Origin of the sequence: Cobetia sp. L2A1 (genome assembly GCF_009796845.1) — a bacterium.
GTDB lineage: Bacteria > Pseudomonadota > Gammaproteobacteria > Pseudomonadales > Halomonadaceae > Cobetia.
The window spans coordinates 319,991-342,635 of record NZ_CP047025.1 but is presented as its reverse complement, the minus strand read 5'-3'; the positions used below and the strand labels follow the sequence as shown (position 1 = coordinate 342,635).

General features: G+C 56.8%; 18 protein-coding genes and 4 tRNA genes. 5 read left to right on the top strand and 17 right to left on the bottom strand.

Annotated features, from left to right (window positions below):
* Positions 1-71: 71 nt before the first annotated feature.
* From GQR90_RS01600 to rnr, 9 genes are all read right to left on the bottom strand, one after another.
* Entirely contained in the window at positions 72-428 is a 357-nt protein-coding gene (locus GQR90_RS01600) for a DUF6482 family protein (RefSeq protein ID WP_233266385.1), read from the bottom strand.
* Between the two features lie 522 nt (positions 429-950).
* Positions 951-1,238: a hypothetical protein gene (locus GQR90_RS01595; RefSeq protein WP_158772602.1), complete on the bottom strand. Its 288-nt coding sequence runs from the start codon at positions 1,236-1,238 to the stop codon at positions 951-953.
* Between the two features lie 87 nt (positions 1,239-1,325).
* The gene (gene dnaB / locus GQR90_RS01590; protein WP_158772601.1) at positions 1,326-2,714 is read right to left on the bottom strand and encodes a replicative DNA helicase; all 1,389 of its coding nucleotides are present in this window, start codon (positions 2,712-2,714) and stop codon (positions 1,326-1,328) included.
* Between the two features lie 349 nt (positions 2,715-3,063).
* Entirely contained in the window at positions 3,064-3,510 is a 447-nt protein-coding gene (rplI, locus tag GQR90_RS01585) for a 50S ribosomal protein L9 (RefSeq protein WP_158772600.1), read from the bottom strand.
* A 12-nt stretch (positions 3,511-3,522) separates the two neighbouring features.
* Positions 3,523-4,377: a hypothetical protein gene (locus tag GQR90_RS01580; protein ID WP_158775228.1), complete on the bottom strand. Its 855-nt coding sequence runs from the start codon at positions 4,375-4,377 to the stop codon at positions 3,523-3,525.
* A 12-nt stretch (positions 4,378-4,389) separates the two neighbouring features.
* Positions 4,390-4,617: a 30S ribosomal protein S18 gene (rpsR, locus tag GQR90_RS01575; RefSeq protein WP_024952281.1), complete on the bottom strand. Its 228-nt coding sequence runs from the start codon at positions 4,615-4,617 to the stop codon at positions 4,390-4,392.
* 26 nt (positions 4,618-4,643) lie between these two features.
* Positions 4,644-5,024, bottom strand: coding sequence for a 30S ribosomal protein S6 (gene rpsF, locus GQR90_RS01570; RefSeq protein ID WP_158772599.1), 381 nt, complete (start codon positions 5,022-5,024; stop codon positions 4,644-4,646).
* Positions 5,025-5,290: 266 nt separating this feature from the next.
* On the bottom strand, positions 5,291-6,193 hold the full coding sequence (gene rlmB / locus GQR90_RS01565; protein ID WP_158772598.1) for a 23S rRNA (guanosine(2251)-2'-O)-methyltransferase RlmB: 903 nt from the start codon (positions 6,191-6,193) through the stop codon (positions 5,291-5,293).
* Between the two features lie 160 nt (positions 6,194-6,353).
* Positions 6,354-9,074 carry a ribonuclease R gene (gene rnr / locus GQR90_RS01560; protein WP_233266384.1) on the bottom strand — a complete coding sequence of 907 codons (2,721 nt, stop codon included), beginning with the start codon at positions 9,072-9,074 and terminating at the stop codon, positions 6,354-6,356.
* A gap of 319 nt (positions 9,075-9,393) precedes the next feature.
* Between rnr and GQR90_RS01555 the strand changes: the two genes are divergently transcribed.
* The 4 genes from GQR90_RS01555 to GQR90_RS01540 all read left to right on the top strand — a co-directional run bounded on the left by GQR90_RS01555 (position 9,394) and on the right by GQR90_RS01540 (position 10,006).
* Positions 9,394-9,480: transfer RNA gene (locus tag GQR90_RS01555), tRNA-Leu, on the top strand.
* Between the two features lie 122 nt (positions 9,481-9,602).
* Positions 9,603-9,689, top strand: a tRNA-Leu gene (locus GQR90_RS01550).
* Between the two features lie 43 nt (positions 9,690-9,732).
* Positions 9,733-9,819: transfer RNA gene (locus GQR90_RS01545), tRNA-Leu, on the top strand.
* 100 nt (positions 9,820-9,919) lie between these two features.
* Positions 9,920-10,006 (top strand) — tRNA-Leu (locus tag GQR90_RS01540).
* A gap of 193 nt (positions 10,007-10,199) precedes the next feature.
* Here GQR90_RS01540 and GQR90_RS01535 read toward each other — a convergent pair.
* A complete protein-coding gene (locus tag GQR90_RS01535) occupies positions 10,200-11,066 on the bottom strand; it encodes a DNA/RNA non-specific endonuclease (protein WP_233266383.1) in 867 nt (288 codons plus the stop codon).
* 52 nt (positions 11,067-11,118) lie between these two features.
* Positions 11,119-11,394, bottom strand: a complete 276-nt coding sequence (locus GQR90_RS01530) for an Lrp/AsnC family transcriptional regulator (protein WP_158772597.1) — start codon at positions 11,392-11,394, stop codon at positions 11,119-11,121.
* 423 nt (positions 11,395-11,817) lie between these two features.
* Between GQR90_RS01530 and GQR90_RS01525 the strand changes: the two genes are divergently transcribed.
* Entirely contained in the window at positions 11,818-12,135 is a 318-nt protein-coding gene (locus tag GQR90_RS01525; protein WP_158772596.1) for a high-potential iron-sulfur protein, read from the top strand.
* Positions 12,136-12,221: 86 nt separating this feature from the next.
* Here GQR90_RS01525 and GQR90_RS01520 read toward each other — a convergent pair whose 3' ends face one another.
* The 6 genes from GQR90_RS01520 to GQR90_RS01495 form a co-directional block, all read right to left on the bottom strand.
* Positions 12,222-13,787 carry a SpoVR family protein gene (locus GQR90_RS01520; RefSeq protein ID WP_158772595.1) on the bottom strand — a complete coding sequence of 522 codons (1,566 nt, stop codon included), beginning with the start codon at positions 13,785-13,787 and terminating at the stop codon, positions 12,222-12,224.
* Positions 13,788-13,834: 47 nt separating this feature from the next.
* Complete coding sequence (locus tag GQR90_RS01515; protein ID WP_158772594.1) at positions 13,835-15,118, bottom strand: YeaH/YhbH family protein; 1,284 nt, start codon at positions 15,116-15,118, stop codon at positions 13,835-13,837.
* 97 nt (positions 15,119-15,215) lie between these two features.
* Positions 15,216-17,138: a PrkA family serine protein kinase gene (locus GQR90_RS01510; RefSeq protein ID WP_158772593.1), complete on the bottom strand. Its 1,923-nt coding sequence runs from the start codon at positions 17,136-17,138 to the stop codon at positions 15,216-15,218.
* A gap of 741 nt (positions 17,139-17,879) precedes the next feature.
* Positions 17,880-18,965, bottom strand: coding sequence for a threonine aldolase family protein (locus tag GQR90_RS01505; RefSeq protein WP_158772592.1), 1,086 nt, complete (start codon positions 18,963-18,965; stop codon positions 17,880-17,882).
* Positions 18,966-19,172: 207 nt separating this feature from the next.
* Positions 19,173-20,219 (bottom strand): 1-aminocyclopropane-1-carboxylate deaminase/D-cysteine desulfhydrase, encoded by a 1,047-nt coding sequence (locus tag GQR90_RS01500; protein ID WP_158772591.1) that lies wholly within the window; start codon positions 20,217-20,219, stop codon positions 19,173-19,175.
* A 171-nt stretch (positions 20,220-20,390) separates the two neighbouring features.
* Positions 20,391-22,418, bottom strand: coding sequence for an NADPH-dependent 2,4-dienoyl-CoA reductase (locus GQR90_RS01495; protein ID WP_158772590.1), 2,028 nt, complete (start codon positions 22,416-22,418; stop codon positions 20,391-20,393).
* Positions 22,419-22,645 lie beyond the last annotated feature (227 nt).

Below are 22,645 nucleotides of genomic sequence, written 5' to 3'. Positions count from 1 at the left end.
TCGCGGAGGGTGAGAATGGCTTTGCTGCCGATCTTTCAAAGCCTCCGGAGAGGCAAGCGTCAAAAGCGATGTCAGAAACTGAGCGGCATGCGCGAGGTCAACGGCTGATGATACTGGGGCGGACGACCGATCATCTCGTCATTGGCGACCTGTGATACTAGCCAGGCACGGTTCAAGTCAGCCCGGCGCAATTCGCTGTACACATCTTCCAATGCGCGGAACAGCATCGGCTTGCCACGACGAGACAATATTTCAGTACGTTCTTCACGGCTGTCATCAGCGGCTTCAAGCACCAGCTCGACCAGATAGAAACGGCTGCCGGCATGGCTGATGATGCGCGCTTCGAGCTCAGGATACTCAGCCACCAGGGGCTTGAGGTTGCTGGCAAACAGACTGGCAGGTTTGAAAGCGGCGGCGGTTCTGGACATGGTTGAAGCTCCTGCGCCAGTAAAGACGCGATATTTGAGGATATATGTGCTGGAAATACCAATTCTGGCTATGCCCGCCTCGAAAAGGACCTGGGGATAACCGGGAACTGCCAAGCCTGTGCAGAGCAGTCCTGATTGCCATGGATAGAAAAACGCCACGGACAGAAAAACGTCACGCCAGACTGAAGATCAGGGGTGACAGATCCGAGGCAGATAGATGACGATCCGATGACTCGCGTTGCGTGAAGCCAGGCATGAGTGAGTTGCGAAATAGGGTGTCGCAAGACCGGCAAGAAAGGCTGACCACAAGGGTCGTGCGCACGACTCGCCCGCCAGTCGGCGAGGAGAGGTATCGCAATATCATCAGTAAGCAGGGTAGGAAAGACAGGGGCAGGAAGGAGCATACCTGAATCAGCACATTCATGAGTTAGAACATGCTAAATAGCCGATGCGCACGGCGCACCTCTGACAGGCCCTCATCCATGATGAACGGAGGAGAGCCCGCGCAACTCGCCCTCTCGCTTACAGCGAGTTGGGGTCGATGGTCTTGCCAAGCGAGTTACGATCGATCCACTTGCCTGCCTTGGTTTCCTTGTAACGGAAAACCACGATATCTCCAGCAACTACCGGCACTTCACTGTCTTCTGTCTGGTAGCTGTAAGTCTCGCCTTCTACGACCAGCGTGAAGCGATAGAGGTCCGGCATACCCAACCATTCCTTGAACGGACCTTCGCGCTCAAGGCTCTCTAGCGGGCCGCGACCTTGCAGCTTCGGCGTACGTGCGCGTCCGCGCCCAAATCCACCTGCCATGATATCTCCTCCCCGTCATTCCGGGTCTTGCGAGGCAGCGGCCGCAGCCACCACCCGAGTGCATGATTGATACGCAAGCGCATCACATTATTCAGCGAAAGCCTGGCCGTAGCTGTCTGGTGCCAGGTCCTCGAAGCGGGTGTACTTGCCGATGAAGGCCATATGGACCGACCCGATAGGGCCATTACGCTGCTTGCCAATGATGAGCTCGGCCAATCCCTTGTTATCAGGATTGTCCTTGTTATAGACCTCATCGCGATAGACGAAGGCAATCACGTCGGCATCCTGCTCGATGGCGCCGGATTCACGTAGATCCGACATCACCGGGCGCTTGTTGGGACGCTGCTCCAGCGAGCGGTTCAGCTGCGACAGTGCCACTACTGGACAGGAAAATTCCTTGGCCAGACCCTTGAGTGAGCGCGAAATCTCGGAGATCTCCGCGGTACGGTTTTCAGAAAGCCCCGGCACCTGCATCAGCTGAAGGTAATCGATCATGATCAGGCCAAGATTGCCATGCTCACGCGCCATACGCCGGCAGCGTGAGCGCATTTCATTGGGGGATAGTGCCGCAGTGTCATCCACGAATAGCTGCTTGTCCTTGAGCAGATTGACCGCTGACGTCAGTCGCGGCCAGTCCTCATCCTCGAGCTGGCCAGTACGCACCTTGGTCTGGTCGATACGACCCAGCGAGGAAATCATGCGTAACATCAGCGATTCGGCAGGCATCTCCATGGAAAATACCGCAACAGGTTTATCGCCAGAAACGACGGCATGCTCTACTAGGTTCATGGCAAAGGTGGTCTTGCCCATCGAGGGGCGCCCGGCGATGATGACGAGATCTGAGGGCTGCAACCCCGAGGTCATTTCATCGAAATCACGGAACCCTGTCGACAGGCCAGTCATCTGGCCCTTGAGATTGAACATTTCATCAATGCGATCAACAGCACCGGTCAGTAGCTGGCTCATGCCCTTGGGGCCGCCGCTCTTGGGGCGTGATTCACTGATCTGGAAGACCAGGCGCTCCGCCTCATTGACCAGCTCATCGGCATCACGGCCCTGTGGGCTGAATGAGCTCTCGGCAATCTGATTGGCCGCCTGAATCAACTTGCGCAGCGTGGCACGCTCGCGAACGATATCAGCGTAGGCCTTGATGTTGCTCGCCGAAGGCGTGTTACGGGCCAACTCGGCCAGCGTTGCCAGCCCGCCGACGGCCTCCAGCTGATCACGGCTGTCCAGCAGTTCGGATAGCGTCACCACATCCAGTGGACGACTGCCGCCAACCAGCTGCGTCATGGCATTGAAGACCAGACGGTGCTCGTAACGATAAAAATCGTCGGCCACCAGTCGCTCGGAAACGGTATCCCAGGCACTGTTGTCCAGCATCAAGCCGCCAAGTACCGATTGCTCAGCCTCCAACGAATTGGGCGGCACCTTGAGCGCCGCCGTCTCGCGATCCTGACCCTGCATCTCGCTCATGCCTGACTGACTCCTGCTGATGACTGACATGCCCACGGACGCTTCTAACCTCGTGCAACGCTTATCCTCGTGCATCGCTGCACATCTGCCAACAGCAATACCGTGAATACAACACACGTCATGGGGGCAGGCATTCTATCGGATTTTTCTCCGCCTTGCCCTGCCTGCATGACCGTCAAGCACCACTAACTCGATCAGGAAAGATGCCCGAGCCCCGTACCATCCAACGCCACAACTCCCTTTGCCACTGAACGCGAGACATTAAAAAACCGCCCCCGCATCATGGATGCGAAGGCGGTTTGAGTACCGCATGCAGCCGCTACACTGGGTAGCCGCTACGGATCAGCGATTACTCGCCGACCACAACCACACGAACAGTAGCGGTTACGTCAGCGTGCAGCTGCAGCACGATGTCGTATTCGCCAGTGTTGCGCAGCGGGCCTTCCGGCATACGAACTTCGCTCTTGGCGATTTCGATACCAGATTGGGCAATAGCTTCGGCCAGATCACGCGGACCGATGGAACCGAACAGCTTGCCTTCTTCGCCAGCTTTGGCGACGAGGGACAGTTCGATTTCATTCAGCTGAGCGGCACGCGCTTCAGCTTCAGTCTTGCGCTCTGCAACCTGTGCTTCCAGCTCAGCGCGCTGAGCTTCGAAAGCCGCCTGGTTTTCAGCGGTAGCCGGAACTGCCAGGCCGTACGGCAGCAGGTAGTTGCGACCGAAGCCAGCCTTGACGGAAACCTGGTCGCCCAGGTTACCCAGCTTGCCCATCTTGTCGAGCAGAATGACTTGCATCTCGTAAACCTCTTATCGATGACTGCCAGCGAGACGTGCGCGAAAATCCGCAAAGACGTCAATAAGAGCCAGCAGCAGCAAAATCAGAATCGTGGGCCAGGCGGTCAGCAGCAAAAAGTAGATGCCGATAAGCCATAACCCGCTCATCCCCTTTAACCCGATATAGCCATGCACCAGAGCGATGCCAGCCACCAGTAGCGGTATCCAGATCAGCAGGAGCACCGCGGGAACATTCAGCAGCACGCCAAGAACCCCGCAGGCTGCCAATACTAGAGTTTCGCGTGAACTCAGCCGAAAGGCATGAAACTCAGCACGAAACCCGCCCGGATTGTAGAGCCCGGATTGCCAGCTACGTGCCAGGGCCAGACAGGCCGTGGCAGCCAGCATGACGACCAGCCCGGTGATGCCGCCGATGACCAGCCCTGCGAGCTGTTCAGTCGACACGCCTTGAGCGGCAATGTCGTTCAAGCGTGCATCTAGCTCAGGAGCATTCTGACGAATACTCTCGAGCAATGGGCCAGCCCCGCCTGGTGGCAGGAATATCCCTAACTGCACCATCAGTGCCGACGTCAGGCTAGCGCCAATCAGCGCCTCTCCCCAGCGCACGCGAGCGCGCAGCAAGGTAGCCATCAACGTGACCAGCAACACGGTTGCCAAAGGCACCGGGTCACCCTGGGTCCACCACCAGCCCGCCGGCAAGGCGGCGGCGATGAACACGGGTGCGGCTGGTACAAGGCCACGCCGAAGCGTGACCAGCGCACTGATGGCGGCACTGAACCAGAAGAGCCAGGGTACGAGTCCCGCCAACAGTGCAATCACTATGCTCTGTAACGGGCCGCGCATGGCCCAACGTGCCAATGCCAGCATCATGGTGTCGCCTTACTGGTGGCTGTCGCTGTACGGCAGCAGTGCCAGGTAACGTGCACGCTTGATGGCAGTCGCCAGCTGACGCTGATAACGAGCCTTGGTACCAGTGATACGGCTAGGGACGATCTTGCCGGTTTCAGTGATGTAAGACTTCAGGACTTCGATGTCCTTGTAGTCGATCTGCTTCACGCCTTCAGCGGTGAAGCGGCAGAACTTGCGACGACGGAAAAAACGTGCCATTGCAATGACCTCCTGGGTGTGCGGTATCAGTTAGCGTCTTGGACTTCGGATTCGTCACGCTTGTCTTCGCGACGCGGACGCTTCTCTTCAGCCGGCTTAGTCATCGGAGACGGCTCGAGGTCCGCTTCCTTTGTACGCACAACCAGGTTACGGATGACAGCGTCGTTGAAACGGAAGATAGTTTCGAGTTCTTCGACTACCTCACCCGTTGCTTCGATGTTCATCAGTACATAGTGGGCTTTGTGGATCTTGTTGATCGGATATGCCAGGTGACGACGGCCCCAATCTTCAAGACGATGCACAGTACCCGCGGCTTCGGTGACGATAGAGGTGTAACGCTCGATCATCGCCGGAACCTGTTCGCTCTGGTCCGGGTGGACCATGAACACGATCTCGTAGTGACGCATGGCTTGGCTCCTTTCGGTTTGGCAGCCTCCACGGCGCGTCTCGGGCCGGGAAGCAAGGAGTGGAGTGATTACTACGGTTGTGCGATCAGACCCGAAGATCATGAATCGCGCGTGCGAACGAGGACAGTTGCCCCCTTGCCGCACATTCACTGCAGACTGCACTTCACAGAACCGCAGTATTGTAGAGAGGTGTCAATGGCTTGGCAAGCCATCCGTGGAGCCAGCACCGTCTCTGATCAACCCTCCACCCACCAACGTGACAAACATCAACCGCGACGCTGACGCACTGCCTCGAACAGACAGATACCGGCGGCAACCGAAACGTTGAGGCTCGAGACGCTTCCCGCCATCGGCAGTTTGATCAGGCTGTCGCAGTGCTCACGCGTCAGGCGACGCATGCCCTTGCCTTCCGCGCCCATCACGAGGGCAACGGGAACCGTGAAGTCTGCCTCGAAAGCCAGCGCTTCAGCTTCACCCGCCGTCCCCAGCACCCAGACACCAGCCTCTTTCATTGCATCCAATGTGCGCACCAGGTTAGTCACCTGATACACCGGCACGACTTCGGCAGCGCCACAGGCTACCTTGCGGACCGTGGCATTCAGCGAGGCAGATTTGTCCTTGGGCACGATGACACCATGTGCGCCCGCAGCATCGGCACTACGCAGGCAAGCGCCGAGGTTGTGCGGATCCGTCACGGAATCCAGCACCAGAAACAACGGCGGCTCTGCATGCGACCAACCATCCAGACGTAGCTTGAGGCCCGTCTCGTTCTCGGTTGCCAACGGCGGACACAGGGCGACAAGACCCTGGTGCGCACCACCACCCGCCGCCAGAGCATCCAACTCATCACGACCCCGCAGGGTGACACGCGAACCGGCAGCACGCGCCTGCTCGATAATATCGGCAAGACGCGTCTCGGCTTCACCTGCCTGAACCCAGAGCTCGCTCGGCGCACGTCCACGCGCCAATAGCGCCTCAACGGCATGCACGCCATAGACGGCTTCCAGACCACCGGGAATCTGAGGTGCGCGGGAGCTGCCTGACGAATGACGACCGCCACTTCTACGGCCTGCACCACGCTCGCCGCCACGATCAGCACCGCGATCATTGCCAAGCTGTTCGCCTACAGGCTTGCTGCGACCGGACTTGCGCCCCTTGTCCTGACTCATTTGAGCTTTCCTGCCTTGTGGCCCTGACACTGGCCCATGAAACATGAACTACCGCCATGGCAGTAGCCGTAAATATCTGACGAACAATACCACCGCCTAACGCATCAGCCCCGGCCAAGGCCGGGGCTGAGACTGCATGCAACAACTCACCTGCTAGCGATTAGCTACGGCCGCTGCCACGCTGCCCACGAGAGCGCGAACCGCGCTTACGAGATGGATCATCTTTACCAGCAACGCCCATCGGCGCTACAGCAGCAAAGGGACTGTCGGCAGATTCAGGACCATTCGGGACTGACGGACGCGCAGTAGCCGGCGCATCGACTGGCGTAGCGCTCGACGCTGTCTGACGCTCATTATCAGCAGCCGGCTTACGATCACCACGAGCGGAGCGCTCGCCACGCGGCTTGCGTGCGGGACGCTCGGTGGCAACGGCTTCCTGAGGTGCAGCCTCACTACCATCTGCCTGGCCCACTTCATCGGTCAGGGACTTGAGACGCTCGCGCTCACGCTTGCCGGGACGTCCCTTGGCAGCAGACTCCTTGCCAGAAGCGTCTTTGGAAGCATCCTTGGCCGGCGAAGTTTCGCTGCTGCGATCAGCACTGCGTGCCTTGCGCGGCTTGCGCTTGGGACGCGGCGTCGGATCGTTGAGCATGAAATCAATCTTGCGCTCATCCATGTCGACACGTGCAACCTGCACAGTGACGCCATCACCCAGACCATAGCTGACACCAGCACGCTCACCCTTGAGGCGATGCTTCTCGGCCTCGTAGTGGTAGTAGTCTGACGGTAGCGAGGAGATATGCAGCAGCCCCTCGACATAGTAGGCATCCAGACGCACGAACAGGCCGAACTGGGTGACCGCCGCCACGGTACCTTCCAGCACCTCGCCGACCTTGTCCTTCATGAACTCGCACTTGAGCCAGTCGTTGACGTCACGTGTTGCTTCATCAGCACGACGCTCCGTCATCGAGCAATGCTCACCCAGCTCGAGCATCTGCTCGAAGGTGTACGGGCACCACTTGGTCGGACGCTCGGTCACGGCATCTTCGGCGCGCAAGACAGTATCAGTCTTGCGCGGACCGCGGATGACAGAGCGAATCGCACGGTGAACCAGCAGATCCGGATAACGGCGGATCGGCGAGGTGAAGTGCGCGTAAGCCTCATACGCCAGCCCGAAGTGACCTTCGTTCTGCGGCGAATAGACTGCCTGCGTCATGCTGCGCAGCATCACGGTCTGGATGATATCGAGATCCGGACGCTCGGCGATGGACGCACGCAGGGTCTGGAAATCCTTCGGTGCTGGCTCATCGCCGCCTTCCAGCGTCAGCCCCAGCTCACCCAGGAAGGCGCGCAGGTTGTTCAGGCGCTCCGGTGCCGGTTGCTTGTGGACACGATAGAGTGCCGGCAGATCATGCTCATCCAGGAAGCGTGCCGTCGCCACGTTGGCGGCCAACATGCATTCTTCGATCAGCTTGTGCGCGTCGTTACGAGTACGCGGCACGATCTGCTCGATCTTGCGCTCATCGTTGAACAGGATCTGCGTTTCGGTCGTTTCGAAATCGATCGCACCACGCTTGTCGCGCGCCTTGCGCAGCACGCCATACAGCGCATGCAGGTTGTGCAGCGACGGCAATAGCGCATTGTATTGCTGGCACAGCGACTGGCCTTCTTCGCTGTCCGAATCCTGCAGCATCGTGGCGACCTTTTCGTAGGTCAGACGCGCATGTGAACGGATCACGGCTTCAAAGAAGCGATAATCGAGCATCTCGCCACTGGTGCCAGAAATGGTCAGTTCGCACACCAGTGTCAGACGATCGACATTCGGGTTGAGCGAGCACAGTCCATTGGATAGCAGCTCAGGCAGCATCGGCACGACCTGCCCCGGGAAATACACCGAGTTGCCACGCGTATAACCCTCCTGATCAAGCGGGCTGCCGCCACGAACGTAGTGAGATACGTCAGCGATGGCGACCATCAGCTTCCAATCACCGTTATCTTTCTGCCAGGCGCAGACAGCATCATCGAAATCCTTGGCGTCTTCGCCATCGATGGTAACCATTGGCGTTTCACGCAGGTCGATACGACCTTTCTTGTCTTCTTCCAGTACTTCAGCGGAGATGGTCGAGATCTGGTCTTCGACTTCCGGCGGGAACACACTGGGAATGTCATGCGAGCGAATCGCAATGTCGATTTCCATACCCGGGTCCATCCGCTCGCCAAGCACTTCAACCACCTCACCGACCGGCTGAATGCGGGTCGCGGGTTGCTGGGTGATGCGTACGGAAACCACCAGACCGTCCTTGGCACCATTGGCCGCACGGTTGGGAATGATGACTTCCTGAGCGATGCGCGAGTTCTCGGGAATCAGCACACCGAAATCGGGCTCAGACTGACGATAGATACCGACCAGCGTCTGCGTGTTGCGTGCCAGCACCTCGACAATGGTGATCTCGTCGCGTCCGCGACGATCACGACCACTCACGCGAGCCAGTACCTGATCACCGTGGAAAACGCGACGCATCTGGCGTGGCGGCACAGCGAGGTCTGGCTTGATGCCATCTTCGCGCGCCAGGAAGCCGAAACCGTCACGGTGGCCGACGACGCGGCCACGGATCAGGTCCAGCTTGTCAATCAGGGCATAGGCGCCACGGCGATTGCGCAGCACCTGGCCGTCACGTTCCATGGCATTGAGGCGACGTCTCACAGCTTCCTGCTGGTCGTCATCCTCGAAACCGAGCATGCGGCTCATGTTCTCGTGGGTAATGGGCTTGCCATACTCTTCCAGTCTGTCGAGAAGATACTCACGACTGGGGATGGGCTTGTCGTACTTATGGGCTTCGCGTTCCGCGTGCGGGTCGTCGCTGAGCGTCCATTGGGTCATTAATCAGGATTCCTTGACGATGAATTCGAGACGGGCAGCGGTCGCGGCACGGAATGTTAGTTTGTCTCTCATGCGCGCATTATAGCCCGTACCCTCGGGCCGACCCAACCATTCCCCGCGCATCGCCGTGAGCGAAGACCTCAAAGTGGTGGTACAGGCACGCTTCAAAGGCGCGCAGCAGTAAGGTTGGCAAGCGGTTCGCGGTACATGATATTTAACACGAGCAAGTCTCTGATCGCGATGAAAGAAAGGACATGACGGACAAGGCATAGAAATCACTTGCATTTCAGCCAAGTGTCCGTATTATTCGGCACCAATTGCCCGGATGGCGGAATTGGTAGACGCGCTAGCTTCAGGTGCTAGTGTCCGTATGGACGTGGAGGTTCAAGTCCTCTTCCGGGCACCAATTTCAGGTTTCATGTTGGCGTCACTGACGTTAAGATGAAAATCGGAAAGCGGGTAAAGCCTCAAGGTTTCAATAACTTGATGACTTATCCAAGCCGTATGGCTGAACGAGTTCTGAAGTCTGCCCAGGTGGCGGAATCGGTAGACGCGCTAGCTTCAGGTGCTAGTATCCGTAAGGATGTGGAGGTTCAAGTCCTCTCCTGGGCACCACAGACGTCAGACTCACACTCGAACGACCCCTGTTTTGCGCTTCGCCCAGATGGCGGAATCGGTAGACGCGCTAGCTTCAGGTGCTAGTATCCGTAAGGATGTGGAGGTTCAAGTCCTCTTCTGGGCACCACGATGCGCACTCGAACAGGGAACATGCGGCCCACTACCAAGGGTTTCATGATCGTTCAGCTGAGAGATTCTTTTCATGAGTCTTCAGCACACAACTTGATGCCCAGATGGCGGAATTGGTAGACGCGCTAGCTTCAGGTGCTAGTATCCGTAAGGATGTGGAGGTTCAAGTCCTCTTCTGGGCACCATCAAGTTGTCATCCGATGTCATTCCTGTAGCGCCTGCTACCGACACCGCGATATTCCTCCATTTTATCTCTGCAATAGCTTTCGATGCTTAGCGTCGTTCTTTCGTGTTTCTGTCTTTCCTGACATTCCTCCTTTTCAGCGCAACGTACTTCTGTGGTTCGGCGCCACTGCGCGATGATCGATACTCGCAACTTCAGTAGCGTGACGGTGTGCGATTGAAGCTCTCGACCTTCCAGCCATCACGCCTGACTTGCGCCTCCAGTCGCTGCTCGACATCGTCCGGCAGGTCATGGAAGAAATCGAGGCCCGTCAGCGCCTCTATTCTATCGATACTGACAAGGAAGCGGTCAAGTGGCTCATCGCCACGCACCTGCTGTGGAAACAGGAATGCCAATGCACGCGGCGGACGCTGTGAGTCTCCCGGAGCAATGATGATCTTGTAGAACGCATCAGGGATTTCAACAAGACTGGATAGGCGCTCAATGCTGCCAGTGAATACCGGCCCTGCCGTGATCCACAGCGCGCCTTCTCGCGGCAGGATATTATCCATGATCGCTGCTTCAAGCCGCTGCCATAGTTTGCGATTAAGCGCCGGAGTCTGAGGGGATATATTGGTCATGCGGAAGGTCTGCTCCTGCGCTTTCAAGCCATAAACCTTGCCAATCGCATAATTGGGCGCCAATTGACCACGGTCGTAGCCGCTGCCGCGATAACTATCCGGTGATACCGGCCATAGCGATCGCCAGTCGCGCTCAAAGCCATCTGGTCGCTTGCCTTGCCGCGAGGCCTCGACCTCCTCCAGCCGCCATGTCACCCATAAGGGGTTGGCGCGCAGGTCAGACCACCCCACCAGGTAGGCATCGCTGCGAAGACCACGCGCAAAGGTTTTCCAATCCAGATGACGTGCCTCAGGTACGCCCTGCCAGGTGTAGTACTGCTGATAGTCGCGCTCTTGCCACCACCACAGTCCGCTGCCCACCAACGCAAACACCAGGCTGACGCCCAACCCACGCCACAGCTTTCGCCCAGCCGAACGTATTTCGTCCATCACTCCCAGCATTCAGCCACTTCCCTTTTGTTATGGTGACTTTTTCTTTCAACGTTCGCGCCCGTTAAAGACCAAGATCAAACATGGTATCGAGATCGTGACGTGAGTGGACCTGTAATGCATTGAGCGTTTCGGTGTCGCGAATTCCGTCAATACACGACAGGCGACCCGTGACCAACTCCGCGAGCTGCTCGAAATCACGCACACGAGCAATCGCCACCATGTCGACTCGACCACCAGTGGAATAGACCTCGCTGATACCGTCCAGCGCAGCAATGCGCTCGGCCACATCGCGAATACGACCATGCTCGGCATGAATTAAAATGATGGCACTGTGCATGAGACTACTCCCTAGGGGTGAGCAATGATGTCCGGTAGTGCTGGCGATCGTGCGTGTCGAGAGTACCGCCATCCACTTCAATCTGCGCCAACCTGCCTATATCGCAAATTATCTGGAATCAAATCGTCTGACATAAACGCTATCATGCCAGAGTTCGGCTTCCGAGGCTGACGCCTGCGCCATCTCGGGCCACAATATAATACGTAGAGCATCTGCCATTGCACCACCGGTGTGCGGATAACTCCTCGGCATCATGCATGCTGGTCTGTATCGAGCACCTGACATCGATCGCAGCACCTGACAAATCGCGTGCATGAGATGCCGATGCGCACAGTGGTAGTGTGCCAACGCCTCCTGACAGGCGTTTCGTGACTACACTCGCGCCCCAAGAGGTGCGAGCCATTGATGATAAGGAGCTTGACCATGGCTAATCAGAGTCGCCGTAACTTCATGCGTAACAGCCTGCTGGGTCTTGCCGCTCTGCCGTTGGGTGCCGCTATTCTATCTCCGCGCGCCTTTGCTGCTGACCTGCCACTGCTGGACACCTCCAACCCACAGGCTAAAGCACTACATTATGTGGAAGACGCTAGCGAGGCCAAGGAGCATTCGGCCTTCAAGGCTGGCTCAGATTGCACCAACTGCATGTTCTACAAACCTGACAACCATGGCTGCCAGCTATTCCCCAGTAACAGCGTAGCGCCCAAGGGATGGTGCCAGTCCTGGACCAAGCGTCCGGCGTGATGCACTGCATCTTGAGTGTCGCGTGACTAAAAAAACCGCCACAGGCACTGCCTGTAGCGGTTTTTTAGACACTGCTCCATAAGTCGTTAGCCAGTACTGCCTTCTTCCGGCAATGGCCACTGGTATCGTCTGGCGATCTCATCTTGCTCCATTGACTCCAAGTGCACCGGGAACCCCCATAGCTGATGCAAGTGACGCATGACGGGATAGACACTGCGAGCCAAAGGCCGTCGATCATCCTGTACATGACGTAGTGTCAGCGAACGATCACCTCGAATATTAGCCGCCCATATCTGAATGTTTGGTTCACGATGGCTCAGCGCATACTGGACTGATAACGCCTCACGAATATGTTTATAGCCACGACTGTCATGGATAGCATCGATGACTAGATGATCATCGTGGTCATCATCCATCAGCGAAAACAGCTTGAGGTCGCGTATCACCTTGGGCGACAGAAACTGCTGGATAAAGGACTCATCCTTGAAGTTATGCATCGCGAAATGCACCGTTTCGAGCCAATCGCTACCCGCGATATCGGGGAACCACTCGCGGTCCTCTTCATCCGGATGCTCACAGATACGTTTGATATCAGTAAACATCGCGAAGCCCAATGCATAGGGATTGATGCCATTGTAGTGCGGATGATCGAAGCTCGGTTGTTGCACTACCGAGGTATGCGATTGCAGGAACTCCAGTATCACACCTTCACCAATCAACTCCTCATCGTAGAGCTGATTCATGATGGTGTAGTGCCAGAAGCACGCCCAGCCTTCATTCATCACTTGAGTCTGACGCTGGGGATAGAAGTACTGCGCCAACTTGCGCACGATACGCACTAGCTCGCGCTGCCAGGGCTCCAGCAGAGGTGCGTTCTTCTCAATGAAATAGAGTAAATTCTCCTGCGGCTCAGAGGGATAGCGACCACGTCGGTGCAAACCGAGCGGATCATTAACCTCATCAATCATCTCGGCCTCCTCCCCCGCCTGTGGAATCGTGCTCCATAGTGCGTTCACCTGCGCCTGCAGATAGGCTTCACGCTCCTGCTGACGCTGTATTTCTTCCTCCGGCGAGATGGGCGAGGGACGCTTGTAACGATCCACGCCATAGTTCTGCAGGGCATGACAGGCATCCAGCAGCTGCTCGACGGCGTCTACACCATGACGCTCTTCGCATTCTGCAACGTACTTCCGTGCGAAGACGAGGTAGTCGATGATGGCCGAGGCATCCGTCCAGGCCCGAAACAGATAATTACCCTTGAAGAAGCTGTTATGGCCATAGCAGGCATGTGCCATGACCAGAATCTGCATCATCAGAGTGTTTTCTTCCATCAGATAGGCAATGCAGGGATCGGAGTTGATCACCAACTCATAAGCCAACCCCATCTGACCGCGCTGGTAGGCCTGCTCTACCGAGAGGAACTGCTTGCCGAAGGACCAGTGGTGATAACCCACCGGCATGCCGATGCTGGCGTAAGCGTCCATCATCTGCTCGGACGTAATGACCTCAATCTGATTTGGATAGATATCAAGGCGATACTGTGCCGCTATGCGCGCAATCTCATGTTCAAAATGCTCCAGTAGCTCGAAGGTCCAGTCGGAGCCGCTGGCAGGTGCATGATTCTCAAGTCGACTCTCACGTTTCTGGCTCATGGGGCCTCCCGGCTCGGCATATTTGCCAAGCGCGTCACATGATGCCGTCAGGCGCTGACGCGGCGCTTGAACAGCTCTCGGAATACCGGATAAATATCACCTGCCTCGACAATCTGCTGCATGGCAAAGCGATCAGGGAATTCCTCCTCAACTCGCTCATACTCCCCCCATAGCGCCTGATGCGCATGCGGCGTGATCTCTACATAAGCGTAGTACTGCAGACGCGGCATCAGCTTCTTGATCATCAATTCGCGGCAGTTGGTGGAATCATCGTCCCAATTATCGCCATCCGATGCCTGAGCAACATAAAGATTCCATTCACCTGCGGGATAGCGTGATTCAATCACCTCATCAAGCAGCGTCAGCGCACTGGAAACGATGGTGCCACCAGTCTCGCGAGAGTAGAAGAACTCTTCCTCATCGACTTCCTTGGCAGCGGTATGGTGTCGGATAAAGACCAACTCGACCTTCTCGTAGTTGCGCTCGAGAAACAGATACAGAAGCAAGAAGAAGCGTTTGCCGATGTCTTTATGGGCCTGTGTCATCGAACCAGAGACATCCATCACGCAAAACATCACTGCCTTGTTGGAAGGCATTGGCTGATTGATGAGATGGTTGTAACGCAGATCGTAGGTATCCAGGAAAGGCACGGCCTTGAGACGCGCTTCAAGGCGCTCTATCTCGGCCTTTAGCTCAGCAATACGTACCTTGTTGCGCAGTACCGGGTCTTTGCGCTCCTCAACATCCAGTGCCTCGGTCGCCTCCCTCAGCGCCCGCTTGATAGGTGAGCGCATCGCGATGCGACGCGCCTGAGCCGAGCGCATCGAACGCACGATGTTGATACGTGCCGGCGGACCATCACGTGCAATGCCGGCACGTACCGGCCTCACCTCATCCATGTCCGCGACCTGCTTGCGTTCCAGATGTGGCAGCTCAAGCCCATCGAACACGAATTCCAGAAACTCCTCACGCGAGAGACTGAAGGCAAAGTCATCTTCACCCTCACCTTGATTGGAGGCCTGCCCCTCACCGCTGCCCCCACCACTTCCGCCGCCACTAGGCCGGCGCATGCGATCTCCCTCGACAAATTCCTTGTTGCCGGGATTGATCACACGACGCTTGCCACCCTGGCCATGCTGAAAGACCGGCTCGGAAATATCCCGCGTCGGAATGGATACCTGCTCTCCCCGTTCCATATCAGTAATGGAACGACGATTGACGGCATCTTCAACCGCCCGCTTGATATGACTACGATAACGCCGAATGAAGCGCTGCCGATTTACTGCACTCTTGTTGCGCGCGTTGCCGCGTCGGTCAATGAAATAACTCATTCGCCCTCCTTGCCGGCCCCACCTTCAGCGGATGACCGGATGGCAAGTGTCGACGGGGTTTGCTCCCGCCGACAGGCCTGTCGTCAGTCGGCAGGGCTTACTGCGACTTGCGCACACGCAGATACCATTCAGACAGCAGGCGCACCTGCTTCTCGGTATAACCGCGGTCTACCATGCGCGCCACAAAATCTTCGTGCTTACCCTGATCCGAGGTGGAGGCTTTCGCATTGAAAGAGATAACCGGCAGCAACTCCTCAGTATTGGCAAACATCTTCTTCTCGATCACCGCACGCAGTTTCTCGTAAGACTGCCAGCTCGGATTCATGCCGTTGTTCTGCGCACGGGCACGCAATACAAAGTTGACCACCTCGTGACGGAAATCCTTGGGGTTTGAGATGCCAGCAGGCTTCTCGATCTTCTCCAGCTCCTCGTTGAGAGACTGACGATTGAGCAGCTCGCCGGTTTCGGGGTCGCGATACTCCTGGTCCTGAATCCAGAAGTCGGCATAGGTCACGTAGCGATCGAAAATGTTCTGGCCGTACTCGGAATAGGACTCGAGGTACGCGGTCTGAATCTCCTTGCCGATGAAGTCGACATAGCGCGGCGCCAGATACTCCTTGATGAAGCGCAGATAGCGCTCATGCGTGTCTTTCGGCAGCTGCTCCTGATCGAGGCGCTGCTCGAGCACATACAGAAGGTGCACCGGGTTGGCTGCCACTTCACTGGCATCGAAGTTGAAGACCTTGGAGAGAATCTTGAAGGCAAAGCGGGTGGAAAGCCCATTCATTCCCTCATCAACCCCGGCACTATCACGATATTCCTGTATCGACTTGGCGCGTGGATCAGTGTCCTTTAGGTTCTCGCCGTCATAGATACGCATCTTGGAGTAAACGCTGGAGTTCTCTGGCTCATGCAGACGTGACAGCACGATAAATTGAGACAGCATGCGCAGAGTATCTGGCGCGCAGGGGGCATGGTTCAGCGAAGAATGCTCAAGCAGCTTGGCGTAGATCTTCACCTCTTCAGAAGCACGCAGGCAGTAAGGCACCTTGACGATATAGACACGGTCCAGGAAGGCCTCGTTATTACGGTTATTGCGGAAGGCCTGCCACTCGCTTTCGTTGGAGTGCGCCAATACCACGCCGTCAAACGGAATCGCCCCCATGCCTTCTGTCGGGTTGTAGTTGCCCTCCTGCGTTGCAGTCAGCAATGGATGTAGCACCTTGATCGGTGCCTTGAACATCTCAACAAACTCCATCAACCCCTGGTTTGACTTGCACAGCCCACCGGAGAAGCTGTAAGCATCAGGATCATCCTGTGCATAAAGCTCAAGCTGACGAATATCGACCTTACCGACCAGCGCTGAAATATCCTGGTTGTTATCGTCGCCCGGTTCAGTCTTGGAAATAGCGATCTGATTGAGGCGTGACGGGAACAGCTTGACGACGCGGAACTTGCTGATATCGCCGCCATACTCCTTGAGACGCTTGGCCGCCCACGGCGACATGGCGCTTCTCATGCAGCGCTGCGGGATACCGTATTCCTTCTCGAGCAGTTCACCGTCCTCCTCCGGCGAGAACAACCCCAGCGGGGACTCGAACACCGGCGAGCCCTTCACCGCATAGAAGGGAATCTGCTCCATCAGCAACTTTAGGCGCTCGGCCAACGAGGACTTACCACCGCCGACCGGCCCAAGCAGATACAGGATCTGCTTGCGCTCTTCCAGCCCCTGCGCGGCATGTCGGAAGTAGGACACGATCTGTTCGATGGCATCCTCCATGCCATAGAACTCGGCAAAGCTGGGGTAACGGTGAATCAGCTTGTTGGAAAAAATACGTGAAAGGCAGGGGTCCTTGGCAGTATCGATGACCTTCGGCTCGCCGATGGCCGTCAGCATGCGCTCAGCGGCGCTGGCATAGGCAGAACGATCCTGCCGACATAACTCCAGATACTCCTGGAGACTCATCTCTTCTTGCTGAATCCGCTCATAGCGGCTCTGCACGTGATCGAAGATGCTCATGGAAGCCTCCTTGTCGCGACTCCTGGTCGCTGGAACCATCGCCGGGCCAACACATGTACGACTACTTCACCCTGTCACTTGATTACCTCATTGCTGGCTTTCAAGCGACTGCCTCGGCGTGTTTATCAGCATAGATCGATATAGGTGACGAGTGCCCAATACGCTCAATAGCCGCATTCAACGAACTTTCTGCCACTCCTGCTACCTCGCGTCATCCGCACCACAGTTCAGGTCAGACATGACGCATGCTGTAGCGCTCTTTCATGAGTTCCAGCACTCTAGAATCGTCGTTGAAGCCACTCGCCTCGCGCCACTCAAATCCGGCAACACCACGATGGTCATGTCGCACTGCAGCACCTTTTCAGCATAGGAACAGACTGGCGACTCGCGCCAGCGCATCACGTGCCAACATCACGCATGACATGTACAACCCCATCGTTAATGAGTCTCTGCTACTGCATGCATGTCATCTATTCCTTATCCTCATTGGTTACGTGATTCAGGCAATAGTGGATGCTCTAGACGAAGCAGTTACTGACATCAGGCACTCTGCTGGATACAGGCTACGCAACGCGACAACATGAAAAATAATCACGCAAAAAAGCGCCCACCGAGAACGGTGGGCGCTTTTTCAGTCTCACAAACAGACATCCTTGCAACATCAGCAGCCAGCAGAGCACTGTAACTCGACGCTTGAACCGCTCAGCGGTTCAAGCGTCCTAAGCTCAAACACCCGAATACCTAAAGTACCTCGCGAATATCTGCCAACAAACCATCTAGCAAATCAGTCGTCGTATTCCAGGAGCATACGAAGCGAGCGCCACCAGCACCGATGAAGGTATAGAAGGTCCAGCCGCGTGCATGCAGCGCTGTCAGTGCGTGCTCGGGAAAATTGGCAAACACGCTATTGGCCTGACTAGGGAACAGCAATTCGATCCCCTCCAATGCCTCAAGACGCTCAGCCAGATACCGTGCCATGCCATTGGCGTGACGAGCATTCTTCAACCAGACATCATTCTCGAGCAGACCCATCCACGGCGCAGCAATAAAACGCATCTTCGAGGCAAGCTGACCGGCCTGTTTACAGCGATAATCAAAATCGCGCGCCAGCTTGTGATCAAAGAAGATGACCGCTTCCCCCATCGACAAGCCATTCTTCGTACCAGAGAAGCACAGCACATCGATTCCCGCCTTCCACGTCAGTTCGGCCGGCGAGACATCCAATGCAGCACAGGCATTGGCGAAGCGAGCGCCATCCATGTGGATCTGTAGGTCATGACGATCCGCCACTTCACGAATCGCCTGCAGCTCTTCGATGGTGTAAACGGTGCCGACCTCGGTGCACTGGGTCAGGGAAATCACGCGCGGCCGTGGATAATGGATGTCGGTACGCTTGGTGATCAACTGCTCGATGCCTTCCGGCGTCAGCTTACCGTTCGGACCCGGTGCATTCAGTAACTTGGAACCATTGGAGAAGAACTCCGGACCACCGCACTCATCAGTCTCGATGTGTGCCAGTTCATGACAGATGACGCTGTGATAAGACTGGCAGAGATGTGCCAATGACAGCGAGTTGGCCGCAGTACCATTGAAGACGAAAAAGACTTCACAGTCTGTCTCGAACAGCTGACGGAAACTATCGGCCACCTGATGGGTCCAGCGATCATTACCGTAGGCCAGATCATCATCAAGATTGGCCTGCATCATGTACGCCATCGCCTCAGGACAAATACCGGACGTGTTATCACTGGCCAGAAAACGTTTGGTAGAGGAGTCCTCGGCAGCAGTGGTCGCAGATCGAGTCGGGGCTATGGCGTCAGTCTTCATGGGGATATCCAGAGCAGGACAAGGGATCACCTTGTCCGATGAAACAGACGCGGCACCTCGGATGGCAGGTGCCGCAGAAGAAGATTCATCATAACAGCGCTATACGGTGCCGCCAGTAGTGTTAGTGCAATCACTCAACGCTATCACTTCATCCCCTCCCGCCAGCCCTTCAATCTAGTCCATAACGTAAGCATATCGGCGGTAATATCATGCTGCGTTAAGCGCCGGATACCCCCGCCGGCCCTGCAGTCCGCCGCTATGCAACACCCTGATGCGTGTACCGGGAGCAATCAGCCCATTGGCGAGGTGATGTGCCAGCGCCGCAAATAGCTTGGCGGTATACACAGGCTCAATCTCAAGCCCTGTATCAGTCTCAAAGCGTCGAATGAAGTCGATCAACCAGACGGGGGCCTTGGCAAAACCTCCCGCCTGCGCACCCAACCACAACCCCCACTCGGGCGTTTGCTGCTCGCTACCACCGCTCTCCGCCAACAAGCGCCGCACACGATGATAAAGCTGATCGCCATGATTCATGGTCGGCACTCCCACGATGCGCAAACCATCACGCTCGCCCAAGGTACTCAGCACACCAGCAAGCGTCGTGCCGCTACCACAAGCCAATAGCACAAGCTGCGGTGCAGGCTCATCCGGCAATGGAGCGACCAGTGCCTCCGCCAAAGGCGCCAACCCGGCCACACCGTCAACACTACCACCGCCTTCTGGCACCCAAAGTCCATCGCCATGACGTGCCGAAAAGCCCTCTTGATCACGCAACTTGTACTCTGCACGAGAAATAAAGCTCAGCTGCATGCCATTGGCACGAGCATCGGCAAGCATCGCTGTCAGCGGCGCCTCAGGGTGCCCACGTATCAATCCGTGGGTGGCAATGCCAAGTCGCGCCCCCGCAGCCGCTAGCGCATGCAGATGGTTCGACCAGCCGCCACCACAGCTGATGATGCCACGTCCTTCACTCAGCGCTCGCGCCAACGGCAATCTCAGCTTCCATGCCTTGTTACCCGATATCTCACTATCGAGCGTATCAGCCCTCAGGCACTCAACCACTACACCAGCGTCGTGGGCCAGCGACCAATCCAGGCGCTCAACCGGAGGAGGAGTAAACAGGTCCAACAAGTTTTCCAGTGCAGGCGGTGCTTGCGGGGCAGGATGAGAAGAGAGGGACGACGAGGAAACTTCAGCATTCAGCGCCAGGGTCTCGTCCAAGGTGTGGCGAGAGGCGGCAGCGTGCGGTGACATGAGCGTGTCCCGTGGTGGCAGAGGGCGAGATGGCGTACAGCAAAAACCGCTAGGCCGCAGGCGATGTCGATTTCCTGTTGGAAATGACATCGCCTGCGGCCTCCATCAGTCTAGGCAGTGCATCAGCTCAGCTCAACGCTAAATATCCTTATCGTGCATCATATAAGCGTGCTACAGCACAGCGGCGGCCATGGTGCCCTGCGCAATGGCGCGCTTGGCGTCCAGCTCAGCCGCCTTGTCAGCGCCCCCAATGATGTGCAATTCGACACCTGATGCCTCAAGCGATGCCTTGAGCTCCAACACTGAATCCTGGCCAGCACACAGCACGATACTATCGAGTGCGAGATGCTGAGTCTCGCCATTGATCGATACGTGCATACCCTCGGCATCAATGGCCTGATAGTCACAACCCGCTACCATCTTCACACCACGCTGCTTGAGGGTAGCGCGATGCACCCAGCCCGTCGTTTTACCGAGATCCTTGCCGGGTTTTGAGGTCTTGCGCTGTAGCAGCCATACCTCACGCGGGCTTTGTACCGGTGCTGCCGCCTTGAGGCCGCCCGGCTCTCTGACCATGAGGTCTACCCCCCATTCTTCACACCACACCTCGCTATTCAGCGACGGTGACGGCTCGACGTGCGTCATCAACTCCGCCACATCAAAACCAATACCGCCAGCACCGATCAATGCCACCCGCTTCCCGATTCGTTCTGGTGCCATGATCGCTTCTGCATAGCTAAACACCTGCCCTCGCGCGATACCCGCCTCAATCCCCTTGATCTGCGGCATGCGTGCCTGCACACCAGATGCCAGTATTACCGCGTCAAACTCTGCCAGCATCTCAGCCGTGGCACGCGTGTTGAGACGTACTTCAACACCCGTACGTATCAACTGCTCGTTGAAGTAGCGCAACGTCTCATCGAACTCTTCCTTGCCTGGGATCCTGCGCGCAAAATTGAATTGCCCACCCACCTCTGATTGCGCCTCGAACAGCACGACTTCATGCCCTCGCTCGGCGGCGGTGACTGCCGCTGATAGCCCTGCAGGGCCTGCACCAACTACTGCAACACGTCGCTCAGTACGTGCTGGCTCTATCACCATCTCGGTCTCATGGCAGGCACGTGGATTGACCAGACATGAGGTCAGCTTCATCTGGAAGGTGTGATCAAGACATGCCTGATTACAGGCGATACAGGTATTGATGATCGCTGCATCGTCGCGATGCGCCTTGCTGACCCATGCAGGATCCGCCAGGAAGGGACGTGCCATCGAGACCATGTCAGCATGCCCTTCAGCCAACACCGACTCTGCGACATCAGGCATGTTGATGCGGTTGGTCGTGATCAGCGGCAGAGATAGCTCGGTCTTCATGCGCCGTGTCAGCTCGGTGAATACAGCACGCGGCACACTAGTGACGATGGTCGGCACTCGCGCCTCGTGCCAGCCGATACCAGTGTTGATCATGCTGGCACCTGCGGCCTCAATCGCCTTGCCTAGCGCAACCACCTCCTCCCAGGTACTGCCCTCATCGACGAGATCCAACATCGACAGGCGATAGATGATGATGAAGTCATCCCCCAGCGCCTGGCGGACACCTGACACGATCTCCACTGCCAACCGACTCCGGTTCTCGAAACTGCCGCCATATTCATCATCGCGATGATTCGTGCGTCGGCAGATGAACTGGTTGATGAAGTAACCCTCAGAGCCCATCACCTCTACACCGTCGTAGCCTGCATCGCGCGCGAGACTGGCGCAGCGCAAGTAATCGGCGATCTGCCCTTTCACTTCCTCCGTGCTCAGTGCGCGCGGTGTGAAGGGATTGATTGGTGCCTGAATGGCGGAGGGAGCGACCTGATCCGGCGAGTAGGCATAGCGCCCGGCATGCAGAATCTGCAGGCAAATACGCCCATCTTCACCATGCACAGCATCGGTCACTTCGCGATGCTGGGCAGCTTCTTCATCAGTAGTGAGCTTGGCAGCCCCTTTCATCACCGCCCCTTCCTGGTTCGGTGCAATACCGCCCGTCACTATCAGTGCCACCCCATGGCGGGCGCGCTCACGGTAGAAAGCTGCCAGTCGTGCGAAACCGTTAGGTGCCTCTTCAAGCCCCGTGTGCATCGAGCCCATCAACACACGGTTCTTCAGCGTCACATGGCCCAGCGTCAGTGGGCGAAACAGCATTGGATAGGCGGACATGGCGGTCTCTCCTTGAAGCCGATGTGCTCCGTCACGAAGAAGCATATCAGCGCTATCAGGCAAGCATTATTGTGGTGTGCTGTCGATCACATCTGGCGCAGCGTCAGGGCTGACATCCATAAACAGGCGTATGAAACGAATGTGACCAGTGTAGTCCATGCATGACTTCGCTCAATGTTCCAAAAGGACATATTGATGATTCAGAAAGACATGGCATGATCCAACAG

Excerpts from the sequence above, each read along its gene's own strand:
- GQR90_RS01535 (WP_233266383.1), bottom strand. The coding sequence starts at position 11,066 with ATGCTGGGAGTGATGGACGAAATACGTTCGGCTGGGCGAAAGCTGTGG.
- rlmB (WP_158772598.1), bottom strand. The coding sequence starts at position 6,193 with ATGAGTCAGGACAAGGGGCGCAAGTCCGGTCGCAGCAAGCCTGTAGGC.
- rnr (WP_233266384.1), bottom strand. The coding sequence starts at position 9,074 with ATGACCCAATGGACGCTCAGCGACGACCCGCACGCGGAACGCGAAGCC.
- GQR90_RS01600 (WP_233266385.1), bottom strand. The coding sequence starts at position 428 with ATGTCCAGAACCGCCGCCGCTTTCAAACCTGCCAGTCTGTTTGCCAGC.
- GQR90_RS01495 (WP_158772590.1), bottom strand. The coding sequence starts at position 22,418 with ATGTCCGCCTATCCAATGCTGTTTCGCCCACTGACGCTGGGCCATGTG.
- GQR90_RS01500 (WP_158772591.1), bottom strand. The coding sequence starts at position 20,219 with ATGTCACCGCACGCTGCCGCCTCTCGCCACACCTTGGACGAGACCCTG.
- rplI (WP_158772600.1), bottom strand. The coding sequence starts at position 3,510 with ATGCAAGTCATTCTGCTCGACAAGATGGGCAAGCTGGGTAACCTGGGC.
- GQR90_RS01580 (WP_158775228.1), bottom strand. The coding sequence starts at position 4,377 with ATGCTGGCATTGGCACGTTGGGCCATGCGCGGCCCGTTACAGAGCATA.
- GQR90_RS01510 (WP_158772593.1), bottom strand. The coding sequence starts at position 17,138 with ATGAGCATCTTCGATCACGTGCAGAGCCGCTATGAGCGGATTCAGCAA.
- GQR90_RS01530 (WP_158772597.1), bottom strand. The coding sequence starts at position 11,394 with ATGCACAGTGCCATCATTTTAATTCATGCCGAGCATGGTCGTATTCGC.
- rpsF (WP_158772599.1), bottom strand. The coding sequence starts at position 5,024 with ATGCGTCACTACGAGATCGTGTTCATGGTCCACCCGGACCAGAGCGAA.
- GQR90_RS01525 (WP_158772596.1), top strand. The coding sequence starts at position 11,818 with ATGGCTAATCAGAGTCGCCGTAACTTCATGCGTAACAGCCTGCTGGGT.
- GQR90_RS01505 (WP_158772592.1), bottom strand. The coding sequence starts at position 18,965 with ATGAAGACTGACGCCATAGCCCCGACTCGATCTGCGACCACTGCTGCC.
- GQR90_RS01595 (WP_158772602.1), bottom strand. The coding sequence starts at position 1,238 with ATGGCAGGTGGATTTGGGCGCGGACGCGCACGTACGCCGAAGCTGCAA.
- dnaB (WP_158772601.1), bottom strand. The coding sequence starts at position 2,714 with ATGAGCGAGATGCAGGGTCAGGATCGCGAGACGGCGGCGCTCAAGGTG.
- GQR90_RS01520 (WP_158772595.1), bottom strand. The coding sequence starts at position 13,787 with ATGAGCCAGAAACGTGAGAGTCGACTTGAGAATCATGCACCTGCCAGC.
- rpsR (WP_024952281.1), bottom strand. The coding sequence starts at position 4,617 with ATGGCACGTTTTTTCCGTCGTCGCAAGTTCTGCCGCTTCACCGCTGAA.
- GQR90_RS01515 (WP_158772594.1), bottom strand. The coding sequence starts at position 15,118 with ATGAGTTATTTCATTGACCGACGCGGCAACGCGCGCAACAAGAGTGCA.